Raw genomic sequence first — 18,886 nt, 5'->3', positions numbered from 1 at the left:
TGTAACAATTCTCACATTAGGATAGCTTTATCCTATTTATCTTTGTTTAAAAATAAACTCTATGAATATTATTTATCAAACGTGGCCATGGTATGTTTCGGGCTTTTTAATAGGAATGGTGATGCTTGCACTAATCTATTTTGGAAAGAATTTTGGTATGTCTACCAATCTGCAGTCTTTGTGTTCTATGACTGGCTTAGGAAAGCGTATTTCTTATTTTGATTTTGACTGGAAAGCAAATCGCTGGAATTTTGTAGTGGTGCTTGGCGCAATGGCAGGAGGTTTTGTGGCAGTTCATTTTATGAGTGATTCTTCAAATGCAGCAATCAATCCAGAAACAATTGCACAGCTTTCTCAACTTGGAATTGATGCTCCGAATGGCAAGTTAATGCCAGAAGCTTTATTTGGTGATCAAATCTGGCAGTCGCCTAAAAGCATTCTGATACTTCTTGGCGGAGGAATTTTAATTGGATTCGGAACTCGTTATGCCGGTGGATGCACGTCTGGACATGCGATTTCGGGCTTGAGTAACCTTCAGTTGCCTTCGTTGAAAGCAGTGATAGGATTCTTTATTGGCGGATTAATTATGGCACATTTTTTATTACCCTTATTATTTTAGATTATGAATGTATTAAAATATTTTCTAGTAGGATTTCTTTTTGGGATTGTGCTGACCAAGTCAGAAGCGGTTTCCTGGTACCGTATTTACGAAATGTTTCATTTTCAGTCTTTCCATATGTATGGAATCATTGGAGTGGCTGTTGCAACAGGAATACTAGGTGTTCAGATTATAAAAAGAAGAAATATCAAGGATATCAAAGGTTTGCCGATTGAAATTCACGAAAAAGACAGAGGAACTGCCCGATATTTAATTGGCGGCATTTCCTTTGGTCTCGGCTGGGCGCTTGTAGGTTCGTGTCCAGGACCAATTTTTATATTGATTGGAGCAGGTTTTTTGCCTGTAATCTTTGTACTTATTGGAGCTTTGATAGGAACAATTATTTATGGTGCTTTAAAAAGTAAACTGCCACATTAGATACAGAACATTATTGGGATGAAATTATAAGCTGCATCAATAATAAAGCCTATTTAAGATTGTACTTCTCAAATAGGCTTAACGAAAAAAACATTTTTTGGAAATGGTTTTTGTTTAAATTATTTCTGCACTTAGACCAGCTTCTAATAGTCCTGTGCATTGTATTTTTAGTTTTTCATATTCACCGGTCTTTACAGTACATTTTCCGTTAAAATGAACGATTAATGAACATTGTTCTGCTTGAATTAGTGTGTGGTCACAAACACGGACTAAAGTATCAATAACATGATCAAAAGTATTTACATCATCATTGTACACTATGATTTCGTTGTTCATAGAAGTAACTTCCTTTTCTCTTGTTTTTTCTTTTACTTTTTCTATTGTACTCATGTTTTTAGATTTTGTACATTATTAATTTATAAAGAATTGTATTAATTGATGTATTTTAACGATACCCAATTATTTCTCTGAAACTTTTTTACATAAGTTAATCCTTTTTCTACGCAGGAAGCATCAATATAAGGAATATCTTCTTCATAGAATCCGCTGAATAATATAGTTCCTTTCGGATTTAAACAGTCTACGTAGCTCTGCATATCGTTAAGCAGAATATTTCTATTGATGTTAGCTATGATTAAATCGTATTTTTTGTCTTTTAACAATGCTGCATCTCCTTCGTAAACGGTAATATGTTTGCAATTATTGCGTTCGGCATTTTCAATTGAGTTTAAATAGCACCAATTGTCAATATCGATCGCATCGATAGGCTGAGCTCCTTTCATTTCGGCAAGTATAGCCAAAATAGCTGTTCCACAGCCCATATCTAGTGTTTTCATTCCAGTAACATCTGTTTCCAGTAAATGCTGGATCATCATGTGAGTTGTTTCATGATGACCAGTTCCAAAACTCATTTTCGGTTCAATAACAATGTCATATTCGGCATTTGTTTTTGGGTGAAATGGAGCGCGGACATGACAATTTCCATCTACATCTATTGGGTCAAAGTTTTTTTCCCATTCTTCGTTCCAGTTTATCTGTTCGATTTCTTCGTAGCTATAATCGATTTTAAATTCTTCTGAATGTAATATATTAATGTCTTCAAGAATCATTTCGTCCCAGAGATCTTTTTGTACAAAAGCAGAAATTCCAGTTTCCGTTTCGGTAAAACTTTCAAAAGCTTTTTCTCCTAATTCGGCAATTAATATTTCCGATCCTGGTTCTTTTGGTTCGATTGTAAAATGATATCCTATGTATATGTTTGACATGCTTAATTTTTTTGCAAAGGTAACAATATAGTGTGCATTCCTTTTTTGAATTTTAAAATATTTTAACGTATTTGTTTATTGACTTGATTTTCTTCGTGCAAATGAAGTTTCTCTGCCTGCAAGAGGGATAGAAGCAAACTACCAAAGTAGTGCGGATAGCCCGACCGCAGCCCGATAAAAGGGCGAATAGGCGTAATATAAATTCGGCCCTTTTGTCGGGTTGGGGTCTTGCCCAAATGGTTAATAAAAAAAGGCTGTTCCAAAATAGTTTTGAAATAGCCTTTAGTATTTAATAATTCAATTTTGGAAAATTGAAAATAGTATTAGATTGACGTTACAATTGTAATGAAATCTTTTGCGTTAAGAGCAGCTCCGCCAATAAGACCACCGTCTACGTCTGGTTTAGAGAAAATTTCTTTTGCATTATCTGGTTTTACGCTTCCTCCGTAAAGGATTGTAACATCTTCAGCGATGTCGCTGTCAAATGCTTTGCGAACTGTTTCTCTGATGAATTGGTGCATTTCCTGCGCTTGTTCCGGTGAAGCAGTTTCTCCGGTTCCAATAGCCCAAACTGGCTCATAAGCCAAGACAACTTTTGCCCAGTCTTTAGCTTCGATATGAAATAAACCATCTTTCAATTGGTTCTCAACGATGTTGAAATGGTTTCCAGATTGACGGTCTTTTAGCTCTTCACCAAAACAGAAAATTACAGTTAAATCATGTTTCAAAGCTGTATTTACTTTGCTAGCTATAATTGCATCAGTTTCATTAAAAATGGCTCTGCGTTCAGAGTGACCTAAAATTACGTTTTTAACGCCAACGCTTGTAATCATTTCAGCAGAAATTTCGCCTGTAAAAGCACCGCTTTCTGCTTGGTGTAAATTTTGTGCAGCAACAGCTATATTAGAGTGTTTTAAGTTGTCTACTGCTGAAGCTAAGTTTATAAAGGTAGGTGCAACAATTACTTGTGCAACAGTTTCAGCAGGAATTTGAGTTAATAATTCGTTTAATAACTCTTTTGTTTGTGCAGCATTTTTATGCATTTTCCAGTTTCCTGCAACAATCTTCTTTCTCATTTTTGTAGTATTTATGGTTTTTGTGTAAATAATTTATTTATATTTTTTTTAGCGTTTCGTCAATTTGTGCAAAGTCGGTTTCTATGGCACGGTACACAACGATTTTTCCTTTTTTGTCAATGATAATGTATCTCGGAATCCAATCTAAGTCAATTGCAGATCCAAAAGAACCTTTCATACCGTCATTTGCCATAAAATGAGATCCTTTTATCTGATGTTTTTCGATACCTTCTTTCCATTTGTCAGCAGTTTTATCCATAGAGATAAATACATACGAAACATTTGTATTATTGGCTTGAAGTTCTTTTAATTTTGGCATTGCTTTTACACAATCCCCGCACCAGGAGGCCCAGATTTCTATTACAGTAGTTTTTCCTTTTTGTTTTTTTAGTATATCTTGAAATTTTATTTGACTTCCGTCAGAAGCCAGTAAAGTTTCAGAAAGTGCTTTTTCAGAGAATTCTGTTTTTTGAGCTTTTTGGGCTTGAGAGCACGAAAATGTTACAAAAGCAATAATTAAAAGAGTGATTTTTTTCATTTAAATTAAGTTTTCACAAAGTTAACCAAACAATTGTAAATTAGATAAGCGTATTTTATAATTTTATGATAAAAAACATCACAGACTGCTACAATATCGTTATAGTTAATATTTTCTTTTTGTTGAATTAGTCTATTATGAAAAGTCGAAAAAAAAACCTTGCAGAAAATGAGATTTCCGCAAGGTTATGGGTCGTTTTAAAATAATAATTAGAAAACTAAATCTTCGGTATCATTATAGTGCACTTTTTGTTTTACCGTTCCTTTTTCAAGAATGACAAAACTTGGATTAGCTCTTTCAATTGTCTTCAGCGGAATGGCATCACAGAAATAAAAATCGAAAGTAATTCCGTATTGTTTTTTGATAGCTGTTATTTCATCAGGTGACGAAGCTGTCATGCCAATTACTTTGTATCCTTTTGCAGCAGCTTTTTTGTTTATTAGTTCTATTTTGGCCAGACCATCAGTATTGGCTTTCGTCAAATCATAAGCAACTACCATTAGTAATTTTGGCTCTTGAAGCAGTTCCTCTTTGTAGTCAGAGCCATCTTTTTCCATAATAAAATCATGAATTGGAGGAACGTACCCTTCAGTAATTACTTTGTCTTTTCGGTCTACAAAAACAGCACCAGCTGGAATATTAGCTAAATCTTTTTCACCAAATTCTTTATCGACTCCGTTTACTTTATAGATGAAAATCATTTCGACTACCGATTTTGGAGCACCTTCGGGAATTTCCATTCCTTTTTGAATGTTATTTCCAACTTTGTAAGCACGAAAATCTTTCAACGGTAAGTGATTAATAACCCAATAACCCATAAAACCACATAGTAAAACAGTCAGTATTGCTAAACTATTTTGAATTTTATCAGAGAAAAGAGGTTTTACCAATTTCATATTAATAAAGAGAATCAATATGAAGAACAGTAAAATAACGTCTTTTGTAAAGGACTGCCAAGGAGTTAGGTGTAAGGCATCTCCAAAACAGCCACAGTCTTTAACCACATCGAAATAGGCAGAATAAAAAGTAAGGAAAGTAAATTTAACAATAAGAAGCAGTAAAAGCCAGATCGTTAGTTTTGATTTGTAACCAATAAGAAGCATTACTCCCAAAACTACTTCTAAGATTACTATAAATAAAGCTATAGCCAAAGAAAACGGAACAAAGAAAGGCATGTTGAAAACAGGCTCGCTAAAGTATTCTGCTAGTTTATAAGAGAAACCAACTGGATCATTTAGTTTGATTAAACCTGAGATTATAAACAATACTCCGACAAAAATTCGGGAGAATTGGGTGATGATGTTTTTCATTTTGGGGCTTATTTTTAGTTGTATATAATGTTTCGTTAGATTTCCTTGTTGCTTAAAATTAAGGCAAAAACCGAATAATTAATCATGTCCTGATAATTGGCATCAATTCCTTCGGACACTATTGTTTTTCCTTTATTGTCTTCAATTTGCTTTACACGGAGCAGTTTTTGCAAAATCAAATCCGTTAATGAACTTATCCGCATTTCGCGCCATGCTTCTCCATAATCATGGTTTTTGTTTTCCATTAATTCTTTGGTCAGCGCAACTTTTGCATCATATAATTGGATTGCTTTTTGAGTGTCCAGATCGGGCTGATCGACCACGCCTAATTCCAATTGAATTAACGCCATAATCGAATAATTTATAATACCAATAAATTCGCCGGTTTCACCTTCGTCTACTTTTCGGATTTCATTTTCCTGTAGACTTCTTATTCTTTGCGCTTTTATGAAGATCTGATCGGTTAGGGAAGGGAGCCTTAAAATACGCCAGGCACTTCCGTAATCTTTCATTTTATTGATAAATAGTGTGCGGCAAACGTTGATCACGCCGTCATATTCTTGCGAAGTTTTCTTCATTATTGGTGTATATTTGTATAAAATTGTGTCAAAAATAAGCATAAAGTTTTAAGCTGCAAAGTTACTGAGTTTCTAAGTTCTTAAGTAATTAGAATAGTTAGACTTGGATTTTTCAACAATAAACAATAAACTTAGCCACTAAGTAACTCTGAAATTTAAAAGAAATGAACTGTAAAGGCCAGCTTATCGATCTGTCGACTCCAAAAGTAATGGGGATTTTGAATATAACTCCAAATTCTTTTTTTGATGGAGGAAAATATAAAAACGAAGAAGAACTGCTGGAAAGGGTAAGTAAAATGCTCGATGAAGGTGCTTCTTTTATTGATGTAGGTGCTTATTCAAGCAAACCGAATGCAGAGTTTGTCTCGGAAGAAGAGGAGATTTCGAGAATAATTCCTGTGGTGAATCTGCTGCAGAAACATTTTCCAGATATAATATTGTCCATAGATACTTTTCGTGCTGGAGTGGCTAAGGCCTGTATCGAAAACGGAGCGGCCATCATCAATGATATTTCAGCTGGAAAACTAGATGATAAAATGCTGGAAACCATTGCGAAATTTCAGGTTCCGTATATCATGATGCATATGAAAGGAACACCTCAGACGATGCAGACATTTACCCAATATGATGATATTATCAAGGAAATGCTGTTTTATTTTTCGGAGCGTATTGCTGCTGCGAGAGCTTTGGGAATTAATGATTTAGTTGTAGATCCCGGCTTTGGCTTTGCCAAAACATTGGAACAAAATTATGATGTGATGAAAAAAATGGAATTGTTTCAGATGCTTGAATTACCTTTATTGACAGGGATTTCTAGAAAATCTATGATTTATAAAGAACTAGGCACAAATGCCGAAATGGCTTTGAATGGCACCACAGTTTTGAATACAGTTGCTTTGTCCAAAGGAGCAAAGATATTGAGAGTTCATGATGTGAAAGAAGCAATGGAATGTATAAGATTATATAGTAAATTAAGTTAAAGATGATGAAGTATATATTAGGAATAGCTGCGCTGCTCTTTTTTTCCTGCGGTAATAAAGAAGATATTCTGCTTCCAAAGGCAGATCGGACTATTGTAAAAGAAGTAATGGATTTGTCTCCTATTTACATTTTTTTCAGAGTGAACGGCAAAGATACTTTGGCTGAAGTAAACAGGAAAAACAGTATTAGTACAACGAATTGGATTTTGAACATTGATAAACGTCTGCCATTGCGATTGGTAATTCCGGAAGTAATGAAACTGCAGGAAAAAAGAAGGGGAGATAGCGCACATAAAAATGAAGCTGCCCAAAATTATTATTCGTATGCAGACAGCATTGGTAAGAATCTGGCTTTTATTCCTTTTACAAATGTGCATTACAAAATGGTGAAACCAAAAGCTGAAGTAATCGTCTTTTTTGATAAAAGCAATAAAATTTGGGTTAATGGTTTGATGATTAAGAATGATAAATTCAAAAATTTTATAAATGAATTTATTGATAAAAAGTCAGAGAATTATCAATTTTGTTTTTCAGAGGACTTAAGTTTCGGAAATTATATTCAGTATGAAATTTATCTTCAAAGTTTAAAAATTAATAATGGACAAGAATTTATTAATTAGATATTAATTTTCCACTTTGTGCATTTTTTTCATTTTGTCTAGAACATCTTTTTTTGAATATTCTCCTTTCTGAGAAAAATAATTTCCTTCTTTGTCTATTATTAAAAAACCTCCATTTAATCCTTGAAAGGTGAAAAATTTATCTCTTAAAAAGTGATCTTTGTCAGTTTCCCATTTCAGTTTATCACCATGATAATAATATAAATCTTTAGCATTAGGATTTATTATATAAAACTGACTAACACTGTCTTTTTTTTTAAATGCTTTTGAAATGTTATTTTCCATAATGTCCCAAGGAACTTGGGCTCCTTCTCTATATGGAATTGGATCATTGTCTATGTAATTGATAAGGATATAATTATTTTTTTTAAAAGTTGTTTTTGGTTTTAAGGTGATAAGATATTTTTTTATAGACTCAAAAAGGAAATAATTTAATTTTCCATAAGTTTCAATTTCTATTAAATATGTTTTTATTGAAGTTTCATTTTCATAAGACAAAGCATAATTTTCTGAGTTTTTTTGACTAATAAATTTCTCCTGTGATATCTCGTCTAAATTATAGTCGTAAAAGAGTTCTTTTTTAATTTGACAAAATGAAAAATTTGAGATTAAGAGAGAGATGAGAAGTAAAAGTTTAATCTTCATATTTGCATATTAAATTAGTTTATTAATAAAACAAATGTAAGAATAATATATTGTAAATGTATATTCATTGTTTTTTTTGAAAATCCGTTAGATGAAATTTTTTGCTGCATGTTTGAGAGGTATTTTGTTTGTGAATTTCAAGATACTGTCTTTCAGTTTATATTAATATCTGGTTAACTTATTTACGCAATAATTACATCCAACGGGTTTTGTTATAATATTTCTAGAAACTAGTAACCTCCACCGCCACCGCCTCCGGAAGTTCCAGCTTTGATCAGTGTTCCGCTGATTTCGCCCGTTGGAAAAGCATCAGTATGTAGATTTACATAGTAATGATTGGCCATCAGTTCCGTAATTTGGGCATCATTTATATCAAATGTTAGTTTTATTGGAGAAGTCCCAACAACTGCATCGGGGAAAGGAAAAACTATAGCGCCGTCTGCAGCGTGGATATGACCATGCTTAGGTGTGATTCCTGTAAAAGTTACAGTAATTTCAAATGTCTTAGCTGTCTGATTGTATTTAAGCTCAGCATTTCCTGATGCCATTGAGCCTGTACCAGATACTGGTGTTAATGCAGCATTAAAAGTTACAATAACAGGAGTTGGAGTCGGAGTTGGGGAGTCGTCACTATTGGAACAAGAAATTCCAATGAAAAACAATAATAAAACTGCTGTAAAACAAAGTAAAGATTTCATAATTATGTATTTTTTAGGATTAAAAAAAGGTTAAAAAAATACAATTATTAAATTTTATTAAGATTTAATAAAAATATGATAAATTTACGATTTATATTTTTAATTAAATCTCTTTTTGATGTAAAATATTGATTATAAGGATTGTTTGTTTAATGAAAAAATGATGTGAATTCAAGACTGATGCAGTATTTTGAATAAAAAAGCAATGAATGTGAGTTTTACTGATGATGATAAGGTTCATTTCTCAAAATGGTAAATCCTCTGTACAATTGTTCAATAAAAAATAAACGAACCATCTGATGGGAAAATGTCATTAGCGAAAGCGAGATTTTGCCATTTGCTTTTGCATAAACCGTATCCGAAAAACCATAAGGTCCGCCAATTACAAATACCAGTGTTTTGATACCGGAATTCATTTTTTTCTGCAGTTCGGCTGAAAAAGCTACACTGTTAAAGGTTTTTCCGTTTTCGTCCAGCAAAATAAGCTGATCTGTCGGAGTTATTTTTGACAAAATGAGTTCACCTTCTTTTTCTTTCTGCTGGCTTTCAGATAAGTTTTTAACGTTTTTAATATCGGGAATAATCTCTAAATCAAACTTGATATAGAAAGACAATCTTTTGGTATAATCATCAATTAAGGTTTGCAATGATTTATTGTCGGTTTTGCCTATAGCGATAAGTTTGATGTTCATATCCGTTTTTTTGAGATGGCGAAGTTACAAAAAAGCAGTTTGTGTTTAGATTTATGATAAATTCTTCTCAGGAATACTTTTGATGTTTTCTTTATTGACTTATTTCAATTTTAAATCTGAATTTTTTGCTTGTCAGAACTTTTTATTCCCGAAAATTATTTCTTTTGCGTAAGAAAAATATTTATTTATAAAATAATTTCATCAATTTTTGTATAATCTAGTAAGTCCATAGGATTATTATTAAATTTATAAAAAAATGCTTGAAATGTATTTAATTTCTATGGTTATAGTCGGATATAAAATGATTTTGGCAGCAAATTGCTTTTATAGGCGATAATACTCATTCCGAAATGATGCTTTTTTGACACTAAAGCAATGAATTTGAATGATTGAAGAGGCTGTCGAGAAGCTGTTTGATGCATATTGTTGAGGAGTTTTTTCTATTTTTGCCAAAAAAAATTTCAATTTTATGGATTTTCAGATAGGTTTAATTATTGCCGGATTGGTTGTAGGTTTTATTGTAGGTATGACAGGAGTAGGAGGAGGGTCCTTGATGACGCCTATTTTATTGTATTTTAATATACCGCCGTCTACAGCGGTTGGAACAGACTTATTATATGCAGCGATTACCAAATCTGGAGGTGTTTTGGTTCATAATAAAAAGAAGAATATTAACTGGACTATCACTGGCTGGCTTTCTCTTGGAAGTGTGCCTGCGGCTTTAGTGACATTATGGATTCTGCACAGCCTGAATGCTGATACGACAGCTTTAAATAATATTATAAAATACAGCTTGGGATGGGCTTTGCTATTTACTTCGGTAGCAATTTTGTTCAAAAAGAAATTGTTGATTTTGTCTCAAAAGCATGCCGGCGATAAATTTCATAGCGAAAGCAGAACACAAAATTTATTGACCATCGCCATTGGTGTTTTATTGGGAGCAACAGTAACGCTGACTTCTATTGGAGCAGGAGCATTAGGAACAGTTACATTGTTTTTCTTATACCCGCTTTTGCCAACACCTCGTTTGGTTGGTACCGAAATTGCTCACGCTGTGCCTTTGACTCTAGTTGCTGGATTGGGACATGCCTCAATGGGAAATTTAGATTTGGCATTACTTGGCCAATTATTGATGGGATCGCTTCCTGGAATTTATTTAGGAAGTATGTTAAGCGGAAAAATGCCGGATGTATTACTTAGAAATGCGATTGCAGTTATGCTGTTTTTTGTTGGATTTAAGCTGATCAGCTAGTAATTTTTTAAGGTCTATATATTTTTAAAGAGCAGTAACATTGGACTTTTCGTCTAAAGTTACTGCTCTCTTTTTATAGTTGTTTTTTTAAGCACGCACTGGTTTCTACATTTTCATATTGACCGTAATTTGGGATAATTTCGTAACCCGATCTGCGATACAAAGCAATTGCTTTTGGATTGTTTATTCCTGTTTCCAGAACACAGCTGGAGTAATTATTTTCGCCTGCCCAAAGTTCTAGTTCTTTCAAAACCGCGCTTGCAGTTCCTTTTCCCCGAAAATCTGGATGGACAAACATCCTTTTTATTTCGACGGTATCAGTATCAAATTCCTTGAAAGCACCGCATCCAATAGCAATATCATCATGATAGCAGACTACAACATTATTGATTTTATCCAATTTATCAAACTGGGCATAAAAAGCATGATCTTCACCGTCCAATTTTGCCAAAAATTCATCAAGTAAAACGACTAGTTTTCTAAAGTCTTTGTTTTCGGCTGTTGTTCTTTGTATACTGGTCATTATTTCTTTTTTTATATTGGAGTAAATTTATTATTCTTTTTGTTATTCCCCCCTTTTTTAAATAATTTAAAACTGTTTTGTAAGATTTTAGTTTTCTCTGCATCTAAACTGTAAACAATGATAAATATTACTAGACTATGAAACAGTTATCTCTTAACCGCCTTATCGTTTTTATTTTCTTAATTCTTGCTTCCACTTCTTTTGCGCAAACCTCAGTTAAGGTTTCAGCAATCAGTAAAAAAGGAAATCCTATTATCTTTCTTCCTCACATTGGCTGTTCATCAGAAATGTGGGACGGTATTGTTAAAAACTATGCTGAAAATTATGCATGTTATCTTGCAGATTTTGCAGGATTTAATGGCTTAAAACCTATTGATAATTTATATACAGATAATTATGTAAATGATTTGAGAATATTTATCAAAAAAGAAAAGCTGAAAAATATTACTTTAGTTGGTCAAAATTATGGTGCATTTGTAGCGGTAACATTAGCTTCGGATAAAAGCTTGGACATAAAAGCCATCATTGCTTCTGATTTTTACCCTAAACTGAGTATGGTGCTGGATCCAGCAATAACAGCTGAGAAATTGGAAGCAATGCAAAATAGTATCCGTAAAGGATTAATCGAAATGAATGCTGATGCTTTTGCCGCAAGTCAGAAACAGACTGCCGAAATGATGAATTTTAATAATACGGCAGATGTTGACCGTTTTGTTCAATGGCAGCAGAAATCAGACAGAAAGACATTGGCGGAAACACTTTGCGAACAACTGCGTGGAAATTTAATTCCCGACTTGAAAGATAATAAAATTCCAATGCTGGTTTTTACCACTTGGTATTTTGCAAAAAAATATAAAAACATGCCAATTTCGGAAGCGGATAAAAAAATAAAAGAAATGTACGGTGATACGCCAAATATTACTCATGCCGTTACAGAAGAAGCAAAGGATTTTATAGCAAATGACCAGCCTGCATGGTTTATTATTGAAATGGATAAATTCTTAAAACAGCATATTGTTGGAAAATAAAAAGGAAATATTCGATCAGCTTTTTACCGAATATAGAGACTGGATTTTCCGTTTGTGTTATAGCTATACCAGAAGTGAAACACAGGCAGAAGATTTGATGCAGGAATGTTTTTCTAAAGTTTGGATAAATCTCACATCATTTCAGCATCGTTCGGATTATAGTACATGGATTTACAGGATTGCAGCTAATACCTGCCTTATGCTGCTCCGTAAGGAAAAGAACAATCCCGTAAAATATCATGAAACGATAAAGGATAATTGTATTGAAGAAAAATATGATGATAATGAAGACCAGTCGGCTGTTTTGTACAAAGCTATTGCCCAGCTCAATGAAATAGACCGTATTATTATTTCGATGGTACTAGAGGATGTTTCTCAAAAACAGATTGGCGAGGTATTGGGAATTACCGAAAATAATGTAAATGTAAAAGTGTTTCGAATCAAGAAACAGCTCAAAGAATTATTATCAAAAAACAACTGATATGGAAAAGGATTTTGAAGAACTAAAAACGCTGTTTCAACAGAAGAAAGCTTCAATGACCTTTTCTCAAAAGGTTGTTGATCAAAAAGCAAAGGATGATATTGCATTGCTGAAAAAAAATCATCTTAAAACAATAATTACGTTCATAATAACTGCATTAGCAATTATTTATATTGACAAAATAAATGCTCAAAAATTAAACACCTCTGATTATGGATTTTGGATTTTAATCGGTTGTTCATTGTACTATGCATTAAGCAAAACATATCTGCTGTATCGATTGAATAAAATAAAACCGACGCAAAGCGTTTTGCAAACCATCGTGCAATTAGAAGAATATAAAAAACTGAATATTTGGATGCACACTTACGGAGAGGTTTTGTATGTTCTGGTATTAGGTTTTGGCGTGTATTTGTATTTAAGGCCAGTTTTGGATAAATTTCTGCTGGACAAAACAGGCCGTACTGTTCTTTGTTTTTGGTGGGTTTGGGGAGCTTTTATCGTCTGGATGATAATTTACACCTTCGTTATCAAGCGTAGACGAATGAAAAAAGATGTTGATATTCTGGAAAAACATATTCAGTCTATTAAATCAGAGATATAATTGAATAGTATTCTTTTTTCAAGAATTTAAATAGAAAACCTTATGAGAAAAATCACAAAACTGATTTTATTGACCAGCTGTATATTTTTTGATAGTGCTGTAAATGCTCAAGTCAATTCAGAAGTCAAAATATTTGCTCCCGAAATTATTTCTAATAATAAAGTCTTTGGATTAACCATTTCGCCAGATGGCAATCATGTCTATTTTGTAAATTCCTCCGGAGGAAGAAAAAAGCTCCAGATTATGCAGAGTGAAATGATCAATGGAAAATGGCAGACACCAAAAGCTGCTTTTTTTTCTGATCAGAAATTTAGAGAAATTGACCCAGTTATTTCTTCCGATGGAAACAGTATTCTGTATAACAGCCGAAAAAGCTTCCATAAAAATGGTAATGATGATAAGGATCTAGACATTTGGATGGTAAAACGAAATAATGGAAGGTGGGGAAAACCTTTTCCCCTCACTGCAATAAACAGCGACGAAAATGAAACTTATGCAACTATGGCTGCCAATGGAAATATTTATTTTGGTTTGCGAAGTAATAAAAAAGGATATGGAGGAAATGATATTTATGTTTCCCGCCTGATAAACGGAAAATACCAGAAACCTGAAAATCTGGGTTATCCGATAAATTCAAAAAGCGATGAAGGGAACAGTTATATTGCGACTGATGAGAGTTATATGATTTTTTCGTCAGATGGCAATACATCGGGTTTTGGACAGGCCGATCTTTACATCAGTTTTAACCAAAATGGTACCTGGTCAGTCCCTGTGAATCTTGGAGCAGAAATCAATTCGGATCAGAACGATTTTTGTCCATTCATTTTCAATGATGCTACGCTGCTATTTGCCCGTTCACAAAAAACTGGTGATATTTTGGTAGAAAATATTTATTCTGCAACAATAAATCTTCCATTTCTCAAAGCATTAGCATCAGTTCAGCCAAAAGTTGTTTTTGACAATGCATTTTCAGATGGTGATGTATATGGAATCACTTTTTCGCCTGATGGCAGTTATGCATATACAACCAGAAGCAGTACAGATAGAAGTATCTGCGAAACTTATCGTTTAGATATTGGTTCGGATGGCAGTTTTAGCAATCCTTTAAAAATGAATATCTGGCAGATAACATCCAATGTTGCCAATCCTGTAATCAGCCATGATGGTACATTTGCACTGCTCCGCATTTCGGAAACTGGTAAAGATCCTGACTTATACATATCTAAAAAAGATGTTCAGGGAAATTGGCAGAAACCTGTTCTTTTGCCTGAAAACATAAACACTGCTATCGATCAGTATTATCCTGAGTTGACAGCAGATAATCACCTTTATTATTCCAGTAATGGTGATGTGTACTATGCTGAGTATAAAGATGGACAATGGAAAAATCCAATAGCAGTATCAGAGCTTAACACCAGTAATTTTTCCGAAAGTAATGTGGCTGTCAGCCGTGATGGAAAATGGCTGGTTTTCCTCTCTAACCGTACAGGCGTTTATGGTGCTTATGATTTATTTCTCTCTCGAAAAACAGAAGCAGGCTGGTCAAAACCTATCAATCTAGGTCCAAAAATAAATACTAATGCGATGGAATACCAGCCTCGTTTTTCTTTAGACAATAAAACGCTGTATTTTACCCGATCGGTTTTTACAGAAGGAAAAAGGCAAGGCAGAGATGAAGTACTGCAAGTTGAAGTAGGAAAAATACTGGATACTCTATTAATACCGATGTAATTAAAATATTTATATATGTTTTTATTACGTAATACTTTCATAGTCAATGTTTTGTTTGATTTTATAAAATCCTAAGGATTAAGTGATTCCTAAAACGGAATAGTTATGTGGGACTTGATAGTACATCATTTGAATTCAAATAGATACAATTTTAATTACAAACCTTTTTCACTTGAAAAACAAGCAAATTCTGTTTGTTTCTGATTGGTGCTACGCCAGATGCTGGTAATTTCCGCCATAATAGATAACGCTATTTCTTCGGGAGTCTGGCTTCCAATAGGTAATCCAACTGGTCCATGAATTTTATCAAAAGCTTCATCATCAATAAATAGATCGGTATCAAGAATAGCGTTCAGTAATTTTTCCCTGCGGTGTGCGGGGCCAAGAAGACCAATGTATTTTACTTTTGAGGTAATCATAGTCAGCAGGAAACGCAGGTCTTTAGAAAAATTATGGCTCATCACCACAACTGCAGTGTTTTTGCAGAATAGATTTGGATCCAGATCTTCCGGTTTCATCGTTAAGACCGATTTTGCGAATGGAAAATCACTGCCATTCACAGTACTGTATTCAGAGCCTATAACGATAACTTCCCAGCCTAAGAACGATGCCATTTGGCTTAATTTTTCCGCATCATGTTCGATTCCAAAAATACACAATCGGTTTAGTGGCTGAATTTGCTGTTTGAAAACTAGATTATTGGAGACTTTGTCGTAATTGGAATGATAAATCTTAATGTCTTTGAATTCAAAAGAAGTTCCAAAATTGGGCTGGTTTATTTCTTCAGCCAGAAAAGAGCTGGACAATGAAAACGGCTGTCTTTGTTCAATTGCCTGTTCAATTTGCTGAAGGAGTTCATCGTCAAGCTGGAACATTTCTATCAAAATATAAATGCTTCCTTCACAGCCCAACCGGAAACGCCCGTCGTATTTGAAAACTTTCGGACAATCCGAAGCAAACACACTAATGGACTGCCGTATCACTTCCTGTTCGACACAGCCTCCGCTTAATGCTCCGGTTATATTTTCGTATTCATCAATAAGCATTTGAGTACCTTCCTTTCGATAAGAAGAACCTTCTGTATGAACAATCGTAGCCAGAACTGTTCGTATATTCTTTTGGCGGGCTCTTTTGCAAGACTCTATTATTTTCAAAAATTCGTGCGTCATGATGCTATGATTTAAGCTTTTCTGGAATACTTAATTATTCCCGAAAAGATTTTTATAGTTTAACTGAATGTATTCCAAAATCTCGCTTGATGAAGGTTTTGGATTGCCGGTCATATCTTCCAGAACATCTGCTATCAGGTGATGCAGGTCGTTTACATGTAATTCACCCGCTTTCAAATTCCATTCTAATGGTTTTACCGTCGGAATATCATCTTTGCGGGCATATTCGAGTTCCAGCAATGACGAAAAATCAGGTGCTGCTTTGTCTCTTTCGGTAAGAGAGCCCTCGAGGTTAAAACAATTTTGAACAGTTTTGATAATGGACGAATGGTCAAATGGCGTATAACCGTCTGGTCTTGCGATAAGTCCTTTTTTGATGTATGGATTAATGACCACACAAGGCACACGTACCCCAAAACGGTTGAAAAGAAATCCATCCTGACCCGCACGTTCATCCGTATAAGGGTTCTTCGCACCTGTAGGAGGAGGGACGTGATCATAAGTACCGCCATGCTCATCATAAGTGATAATAAACATGGTACTGTCAAAAACCGGTGACGATTTTATCATATTGTATAGATCGGCGATAAGTTTTTCGCCAGCCCGAATATCCGTTGGCGGATGCTGATCGTTTTGCTCTTCTCCGCCATAATTAGGTTCTAAGAAAGAATAACTTGGCAGATTACCCTGTTTACATTTGGCTTCAAAATCAGATAATGTTCCAAAATTGTTGTTGAATTTTGAATCGTGCAATTGCGTCATGATTAGCCTTGTGAGTGAAAAATGATTGTCTCCAAATTCACCGTCCTTATCTTTGGAATTAGCGAAATCATTATTACCGAAAATTCCCCAGCTAAGATCTTGTCTGCCTCCATCTATCGCGTCCTGTATCTGGTTAAAGATCGTTTTTGCATCACATTGAGCAGTCGGATTGTTATTGACATGTCCTGTCGAAGTTGCAGCATGTACAAAATCACGGTTAGGAATTGTCTGGCTCGGAACAGAACAATGATAATGATCGCAGACTGCAAAGCTTTTTGCCAGCTGGCTCAATACCGGAGTCTGTTCGGGCGTATAACATTTCATTATATCGCGGGGATTAGTCGGGTCATCACCAAAACTGAAAGCACCGTACAGCATGGCATTTTGATAATTTTGAACAAAACCCATATTAATCGCCGGCGGTGCATATTGCTGGGCTACATTGTATTTTGAAAACAATTGATGGTTGGTGTCTTTGAAACCTTCTCCCGGATCAGGATTTGGAAGCGTAAAATCGGCAGGATTCGGAATAAGTTCTCCTCTGTGTTTTTTAGGCTGACCGTTTTTTTCGACCATTACTTTTTCGATGAAAGGAATACCATCAGAATCTATATTATTAAGCGGATTCCATAAGTCTTTTGTCAGTCCTTCAAACTGCTGGTTATGAGGTGGTTTTTCGTCACTATACAACCAACCTAATAGATTGTCAAAAGACCGGTTTTCCAGCATAAGTACCACAATGTGCTTAATTGTATTTTGTAGTTTCTCTTTGTTTGGCTGTAGATATTGGCTCATCTTACTGAATTGATTTACATTAGTTTTGGTAATAGGGCTGGTTCACTGTGTCGCTTTGATTAAGTTTTGCGCATCGACTCTTGAATGTCCAGGAGGAGCTACTATAAGATCTGTTTTAGATAATGCTGCCCATAACGTATTGTCCTGAAATGCAATAGTACCGCCTCCGCGTTTTTCCTGAGATACCATACGATTGATATCACCAACACAAACCCAGTCAGAGTCCACACTAACAGCCCATTTGGCATGATCGTGTGTTTCCGGCCAGTTCCATGGCACTCCAAGCGGACTCAGGTCAATATATTTAACATCGAAAGTTTTGTGAATACCATCACTGTCTAATGTTGGAGGGATTTTTCCTCTGATCCAGGTTTCGACATCAATGTCTGTTCCAAGTGCTGGACCAACTAAATCGTTCCAAAAATCTTTATTCCATTTTTGATTTTTTGCAATGACCTTGAAATCAAATCCTCCTCGGGATTTATACGCCAATACATCCGAATCTCCAGTAGGATTTGGGTTTAAGGGCTGACTGAGAATATACAGCGGATCGTTTTTATCTAATGATTCAGGCAGCTGTGGTAAATATACCTGTGGTACCTGATGGTTTGCCATTTGTGCAGCAATTTGGCCAGCTGTTTCAATATCTAAAGAAATACAGAGAAAAGTCTGTCCGTATTCAGGTGTCGGCATTGATGTGGCTTTGGCGTCTGCATATTTTGGCCATGAATGAAGCAGCCATAAAGCTGTTTTTGTATCGGTATCAAAAGCTAAAACACCTTTGGTATGTCCAAATGTACTGCTGTCAGTTCTATTGGCATCGGCAGGCATTTCGTCATTGTAAAGGATCCATCCGGTAGTCGGAGATGGGTTATCGAAGACTGCTTTTAGTGTAAGATCCAGTGCTCCTTTTCCGTCTGTAAGCAGGTTAGGGGATTGCACAACCTTTTTTATATTAGGGTCATAATAAATATATTCATAACCTGTAGCGGTAGGTTCGTCTGCGGTTTTACCAAGTTTTGGAACTTTATAAGCAAACCACCAGTCAACAGGGCAGCCGCTTTCATCTAATGCAGAAATTGTATTAGCCATTTAATATTTTT

General features: G+C 34.8%; 22 protein-coding genes. 9 read left to right on the top strand and 13 right to left on the bottom strand.

Annotation, left to right across the window (positions count from 1 at the left end):
- Positions 1-61: 61 nt before the first annotated feature.
- Both C8P67_RS09445 and C8P67_RS09440 read left to right on the top strand, forming a co-directional pair.
- A complete protein-coding gene (locus C8P67_RS09445) occupies positions 62-619 on the top strand; it encodes a YeeE/YedE family protein (RefSeq protein WP_115812666.1) in 558 nt (185 codons plus the stop codon).
- A gap of 3 nt (positions 620-622) precedes the next feature.
- Positions 623-1,036 carry a DUF6691 family protein gene (locus C8P67_RS09440; RefSeq protein WP_115812665.1) on the top strand — a complete coding sequence of 138 codons (414 nt, stop codon included), beginning with the start codon at positions 623-625 and terminating at the stop codon, positions 1,034-1,036.
- 114 nt (positions 1,037-1,150) lie between these two features.
- Here C8P67_RS09440 and C8P67_RS09435 read toward each other — a convergent pair whose 3' ends face one another.
- The 6 genes from C8P67_RS09435 to C8P67_RS09410 all read right to left on the bottom strand — a co-directional run bounded on the left by C8P67_RS09435 (position 1,151) and on the right by C8P67_RS09410 (position 5,803).
- Positions 1,151-1,426, bottom strand: coding sequence for an ATP-dependent Clp protease adaptor ClpS (locus tag C8P67_RS09435; RefSeq protein WP_115812663.1), 276 nt, complete (start codon positions 1,424-1,426; stop codon positions 1,151-1,153).
- 41 nt (positions 1,427-1,467) lie between these two features.
- Positions 1,468-2,301: a 50S ribosomal protein L11 methyltransferase gene (prmA, locus tag C8P67_RS09430; RefSeq protein ID WP_115812661.1), complete on the bottom strand. Its 834-nt coding sequence runs from the start codon at positions 2,299-2,301 to the stop codon at positions 1,468-1,470.
- Positions 2,302-2,624: 323 nt separating this feature from the next.
- Positions 2,625-3,377, bottom strand: coding sequence for a triose-phosphate isomerase (gene tpiA / locus C8P67_RS09425; RefSeq protein WP_115812659.1), 753 nt, complete (start codon positions 3,375-3,377; stop codon positions 2,625-2,627).
- Between the two features lie 37 nt (positions 3,378-3,414).
- Entirely contained in the window at positions 3,415-3,915 is a 501-nt protein-coding gene (locus tag C8P67_RS09420) for a TlpA family protein disulfide reductase (RefSeq protein ID WP_115812657.1), read from the bottom strand.
- Between the two features lie 209 nt (positions 3,916-4,124).
- Positions 4,125-5,225, bottom strand: a complete 1,101-nt coding sequence (locus C8P67_RS09415) for a BT_3928 family protein (protein WP_115812655.1) — start codon at positions 5,223-5,225, stop codon at positions 4,125-4,127.
- A gap of 35 nt (positions 5,226-5,260) precedes the next feature.
- Positions 5,261-5,803, bottom strand: a complete 543-nt coding sequence (locus C8P67_RS09410) for a DUF1599 domain-containing protein (protein WP_115812796.1) — start codon at positions 5,801-5,803, stop codon at positions 5,261-5,263.
- A gap of 164 nt (positions 5,804-5,967) precedes the next feature.
- On the opposite strand from C8P67_RS09410, the gene folP reads away from it, so the two are divergent.
- Together folP and C8P67_RS09400 are read left to right on the top strand one after the other, a co-directional pair.
- Positions 5,968-6,783 carry a dihydropteroate synthase gene (folP, locus tag C8P67_RS09405; RefSeq protein WP_245980411.1) on the top strand — a complete coding sequence of 272 codons (816 nt, stop codon included), beginning with the start codon at positions 5,968-5,970 and terminating at the stop codon, positions 6,781-6,783.
- A 2-nt stretch (positions 6,784-6,785) separates the two neighbouring features.
- Complete coding sequence (locus C8P67_RS09400; protein WP_245980410.1) at positions 6,786-7,403, top strand: hypothetical protein; 618 nt, start codon at positions 6,786-6,788, stop codon at positions 7,401-7,403.
- A gap of 3 nt (positions 7,404-7,406) precedes the next feature.
- On the opposite strand, the gene C8P67_RS09395 is transcribed toward C8P67_RS09400, so the two are convergent.
- From C8P67_RS09395 to rlmH, 3 genes are all read right to left on the bottom strand, one after another.
- The gene (locus C8P67_RS09395; RefSeq protein WP_115812653.1) at positions 7,407-8,048 is read right to left on the bottom strand and encodes a hypothetical protein; all 642 of its coding nucleotides are present in this window, start codon (positions 8,046-8,048) and stop codon (positions 7,407-7,409) included.
- Between the two features lie 230 nt (positions 8,049-8,278).
- Entirely contained in the window at positions 8,279-8,746 is a 468-nt protein-coding gene (locus C8P67_RS09390) for a CHRD domain-containing protein (protein ID WP_115812651.1), read from the bottom strand.
- 218 nt (positions 8,747-8,964) lie between these two features.
- Positions 8,965-9,438 carry a 23S rRNA (pseudouridine(1915)-N(3))-methyltransferase RlmH gene (rlmH, locus tag C8P67_RS09385; protein ID WP_115812649.1) on the bottom strand — a complete coding sequence of 158 codons (474 nt, stop codon included), beginning with the start codon at positions 9,436-9,438 and terminating at the stop codon, positions 8,965-8,967.
- A gap of 469 nt (positions 9,439-9,907) precedes the next feature.
- Between rlmH and C8P67_RS09380 the strand changes: the two genes are divergently transcribed.
- Positions 9,908-10,690 carry a sulfite exporter TauE/SafE family protein gene (locus tag C8P67_RS09380; RefSeq protein WP_115812647.1) on the top strand — a complete coding sequence of 261 codons (783 nt, stop codon included), beginning with the start codon at positions 9,908-9,910 and terminating at the stop codon, positions 10,688-10,690.
- Positions 10,691-10,763: 73 nt separating this feature from the next.
- Here C8P67_RS09380 and C8P67_RS09375 read toward each other — a convergent pair whose 3' ends face one another.
- Positions 10,764-11,213, bottom strand: coding sequence for a GNAT family N-acetyltransferase (locus tag C8P67_RS09375; protein WP_115812645.1), 450 nt, complete (start codon positions 11,211-11,213; stop codon positions 10,764-10,766).
- Between the two features lie 137 nt (positions 11,214-11,350).
- Here C8P67_RS09375 and C8P67_RS09370 point away from each other — a divergent pair, with 137 nt between their 5' ends.
- From C8P67_RS09370 to C8P67_RS09355, 4 genes are read left to right on the top strand one after another with little or no spacing between them, the layout of a single operon-like run.
- Complete coding sequence (locus C8P67_RS09370; protein ID WP_115812643.1) at positions 11,351-12,241, top strand: alpha/beta fold hydrolase; 891 nt, start codon at positions 11,351-11,353, stop codon at positions 12,239-12,241.
- Entirely contained in the window at positions 12,231-12,722 is a 492-nt protein-coding gene (locus C8P67_RS09365; protein ID WP_170141438.1) for an RNA polymerase sigma factor, read from the top strand. Before C8P67_RS09370 ends, C8P67_RS09365 begins: the two co-directional genes overlap by 11 nt.
- Before the next feature lies 1 nt (position 12,723).
- Complete coding sequence (locus tag C8P67_RS09360) at positions 12,724-13,326, top strand: hypothetical protein (protein ID WP_115812639.1); 603 nt, start codon at positions 12,724-12,726, stop codon at positions 13,324-13,326.
- A 42-nt stretch (positions 13,327-13,368) separates the two neighbouring features.
- Positions 13,369-15,057, top strand: a complete 1,689-nt coding sequence (locus C8P67_RS09355; protein WP_115812637.1) for a TolB-like translocation protein — start codon at positions 13,369-13,371, stop codon at positions 15,055-15,057.
- A 155-nt stretch (positions 15,058-15,212) separates the two neighbouring features.
- Here C8P67_RS09355 and C8P67_RS09350 read toward each other — a convergent pair whose 3' ends face one another.
- From C8P67_RS09350 to C8P67_RS09340, 3 genes are read right to left on the bottom strand one after another with little or no spacing between them, the layout of a single operon-like run.
- Complete coding sequence (locus C8P67_RS09350) at positions 15,213-16,226, bottom strand: XdhC family protein (RefSeq protein WP_115812635.1); 1,014 nt, start codon at positions 16,224-16,226, stop codon at positions 15,213-15,215.
- 30 nt (positions 16,227-16,256) lie between these two features.
- Positions 16,257-17,783, bottom strand: a complete 1,527-nt coding sequence (locus C8P67_RS09345; protein WP_115812633.1) for an alkaline phosphatase family protein — start codon at positions 17,781-17,783, stop codon at positions 16,257-16,259.
- 42 nt (positions 17,784-17,825) lie between these two features.
- Positions 17,826-18,875 carry a deoxyribonuclease II family protein gene (locus C8P67_RS09340; protein WP_115812631.1) on the bottom strand — a complete coding sequence of 350 codons (1,050 nt, stop codon included), beginning with the start codon at positions 18,873-18,875 and terminating at the stop codon, positions 17,826-17,828.
- Positions 18,876-18,886: the final 11 nt, after the last annotated feature.

The sequence above is a fragment of the Flavobacterium aquicola genome (genome assembly GCF_003385115.1).
Lineage (GTDB): Bacteria > Bacteroidota > Bacteroidia > Flavobacteriales > Flavobacteriaceae > Flavobacterium > Flavobacterium aquicola.
The sequence above is the reverse complement of the archived record's forward strand: the minus strand, read 5'-3'. Positions and strand labels throughout refer to the sequence as shown.

Bases quoted from the DNA above. Each gene is read 5' to 3' on its own strand.
- C8P67_RS09375 (WP_115812645.1), bottom strand. From the start codon at position 11,213: ATGACCAGTATACAAAGAACAACAGCCGAAAACAAAGACTTTAGAAAA.
- C8P67_RS09390 (WP_115812651.1), bottom strand. From the start codon at position 8,746: ATGAAATCTTTACTTTGTTTTACAGCAGTTTTATTATTGTTTTTCATT.
- C8P67_RS09435 (WP_115812663.1), bottom strand. From the start codon at position 1,426: ATGAGTACAATAGAAAAAGTAAAAGAAAAAACAAGAGAAAAGGAAGTT.
- C8P67_RS09370 (WP_115812643.1), top strand. From the start codon at position 11,351: ATGAAACAGTTATCTCTTAACCGCCTTATCGTTTTTATTTTCTTAATT.
- C8P67_RS09410 (WP_115812796.1), bottom strand. From the start codon at position 5,803: ATGAAGAAAACTTCGCAAGAATATGACGGCGTGATCAACGTTTGCCGC.
- C8P67_RS09395 (WP_115812653.1), bottom strand. From the start codon at position 8,048: ATGAAGATTAAACTTTTACTTCTCATCTCTCTCTTAATCTCAAATTTT.
- C8P67_RS09380 (WP_115812647.1), top strand. From the start codon at position 9,908: ATGGATTTTCAGATAGGTTTAATTATTGCCGGATTGGTTGTAGGTTTT.
- C8P67_RS09355 (WP_115812637.1), top strand. From the start codon at position 13,369: ATGAGAAAAATCACAAAACTGATTTTATTGACCAGCTGTATATTTTTT.
- folP (WP_245980411.1), top strand. From the start codon at position 5,968: ATGAACTGTAAAGGCCAGCTTATCGATCTGTCGACTCCAAAAGTAATG.
- C8P67_RS09340 (WP_115812631.1), bottom strand. From the start codon at position 18,875: ATGGCTAATACAATTTCTGCATTAGATGAAAGCGGCTGCCCTGTTGAC.
- tpiA (WP_115812659.1), bottom strand. From the start codon at position 3,377: ATGAGAAAGAAGATTGTTGCAGGAAACTGGAAAATGCATAAAAATGCT.
- C8P67_RS09400 (WP_245980410.1), top strand. From the start codon at position 6,786: ATGATGAAGTATATATTAGGAATAGCTGCGCTGCTCTTTTTTTCCTGC.
- prmA (WP_115812661.1), bottom strand. From the start codon at position 2,301: ATGTCAAACATATACATAGGATATCATTTTACAATCGAACCAAAAGAA.
- C8P67_RS09440 (WP_115812665.1), top strand. From the start codon at position 623: ATGAATGTATTAAAATATTTTCTAGTAGGATTTCTTTTTGGGATTGTG.
- C8P67_RS09445 (WP_115812666.1), top strand. From the start codon at position 62: ATGAATATTATTTATCAAACGTGGCCATGGTATGTTTCGGGCTTTTTA.
- C8P67_RS09350 (WP_115812635.1), bottom strand. From the start codon at position 16,226: ATGACGCACGAATTTTTGAAAATAATAGAGTCTTGCAAAAGAGCCCGC.
- C8P67_RS09345 (WP_115812633.1), bottom strand. From the start codon at position 17,783: ATGAGCCAATATCTACAGCCAAACAAAGAGAAACTACAAAATACAATT.
- rlmH (WP_115812649.1), bottom strand. From the start codon at position 9,438: ATGAACATCAAACTTATCGCTATAGGCAAAACCGACAATAAATCATTG.
- C8P67_RS09420 (WP_115812657.1), bottom strand. From the start codon at position 3,915: ATGAAAAAAATCACTCTTTTAATTATTGCTTTTGTAACATTTTCGTGC.
- C8P67_RS09415 (WP_115812655.1), bottom strand. From the start codon at position 5,225: ATGAAAAACATCATCACCCAATTCTCCCGAATTTTTGTCGGAGTATTG.
- C8P67_RS09360 (WP_115812639.1), top strand. From the start codon at position 12,724: ATGGAAAAGGATTTTGAAGAACTAAAAACGCTGTTTCAACAGAAGAAA.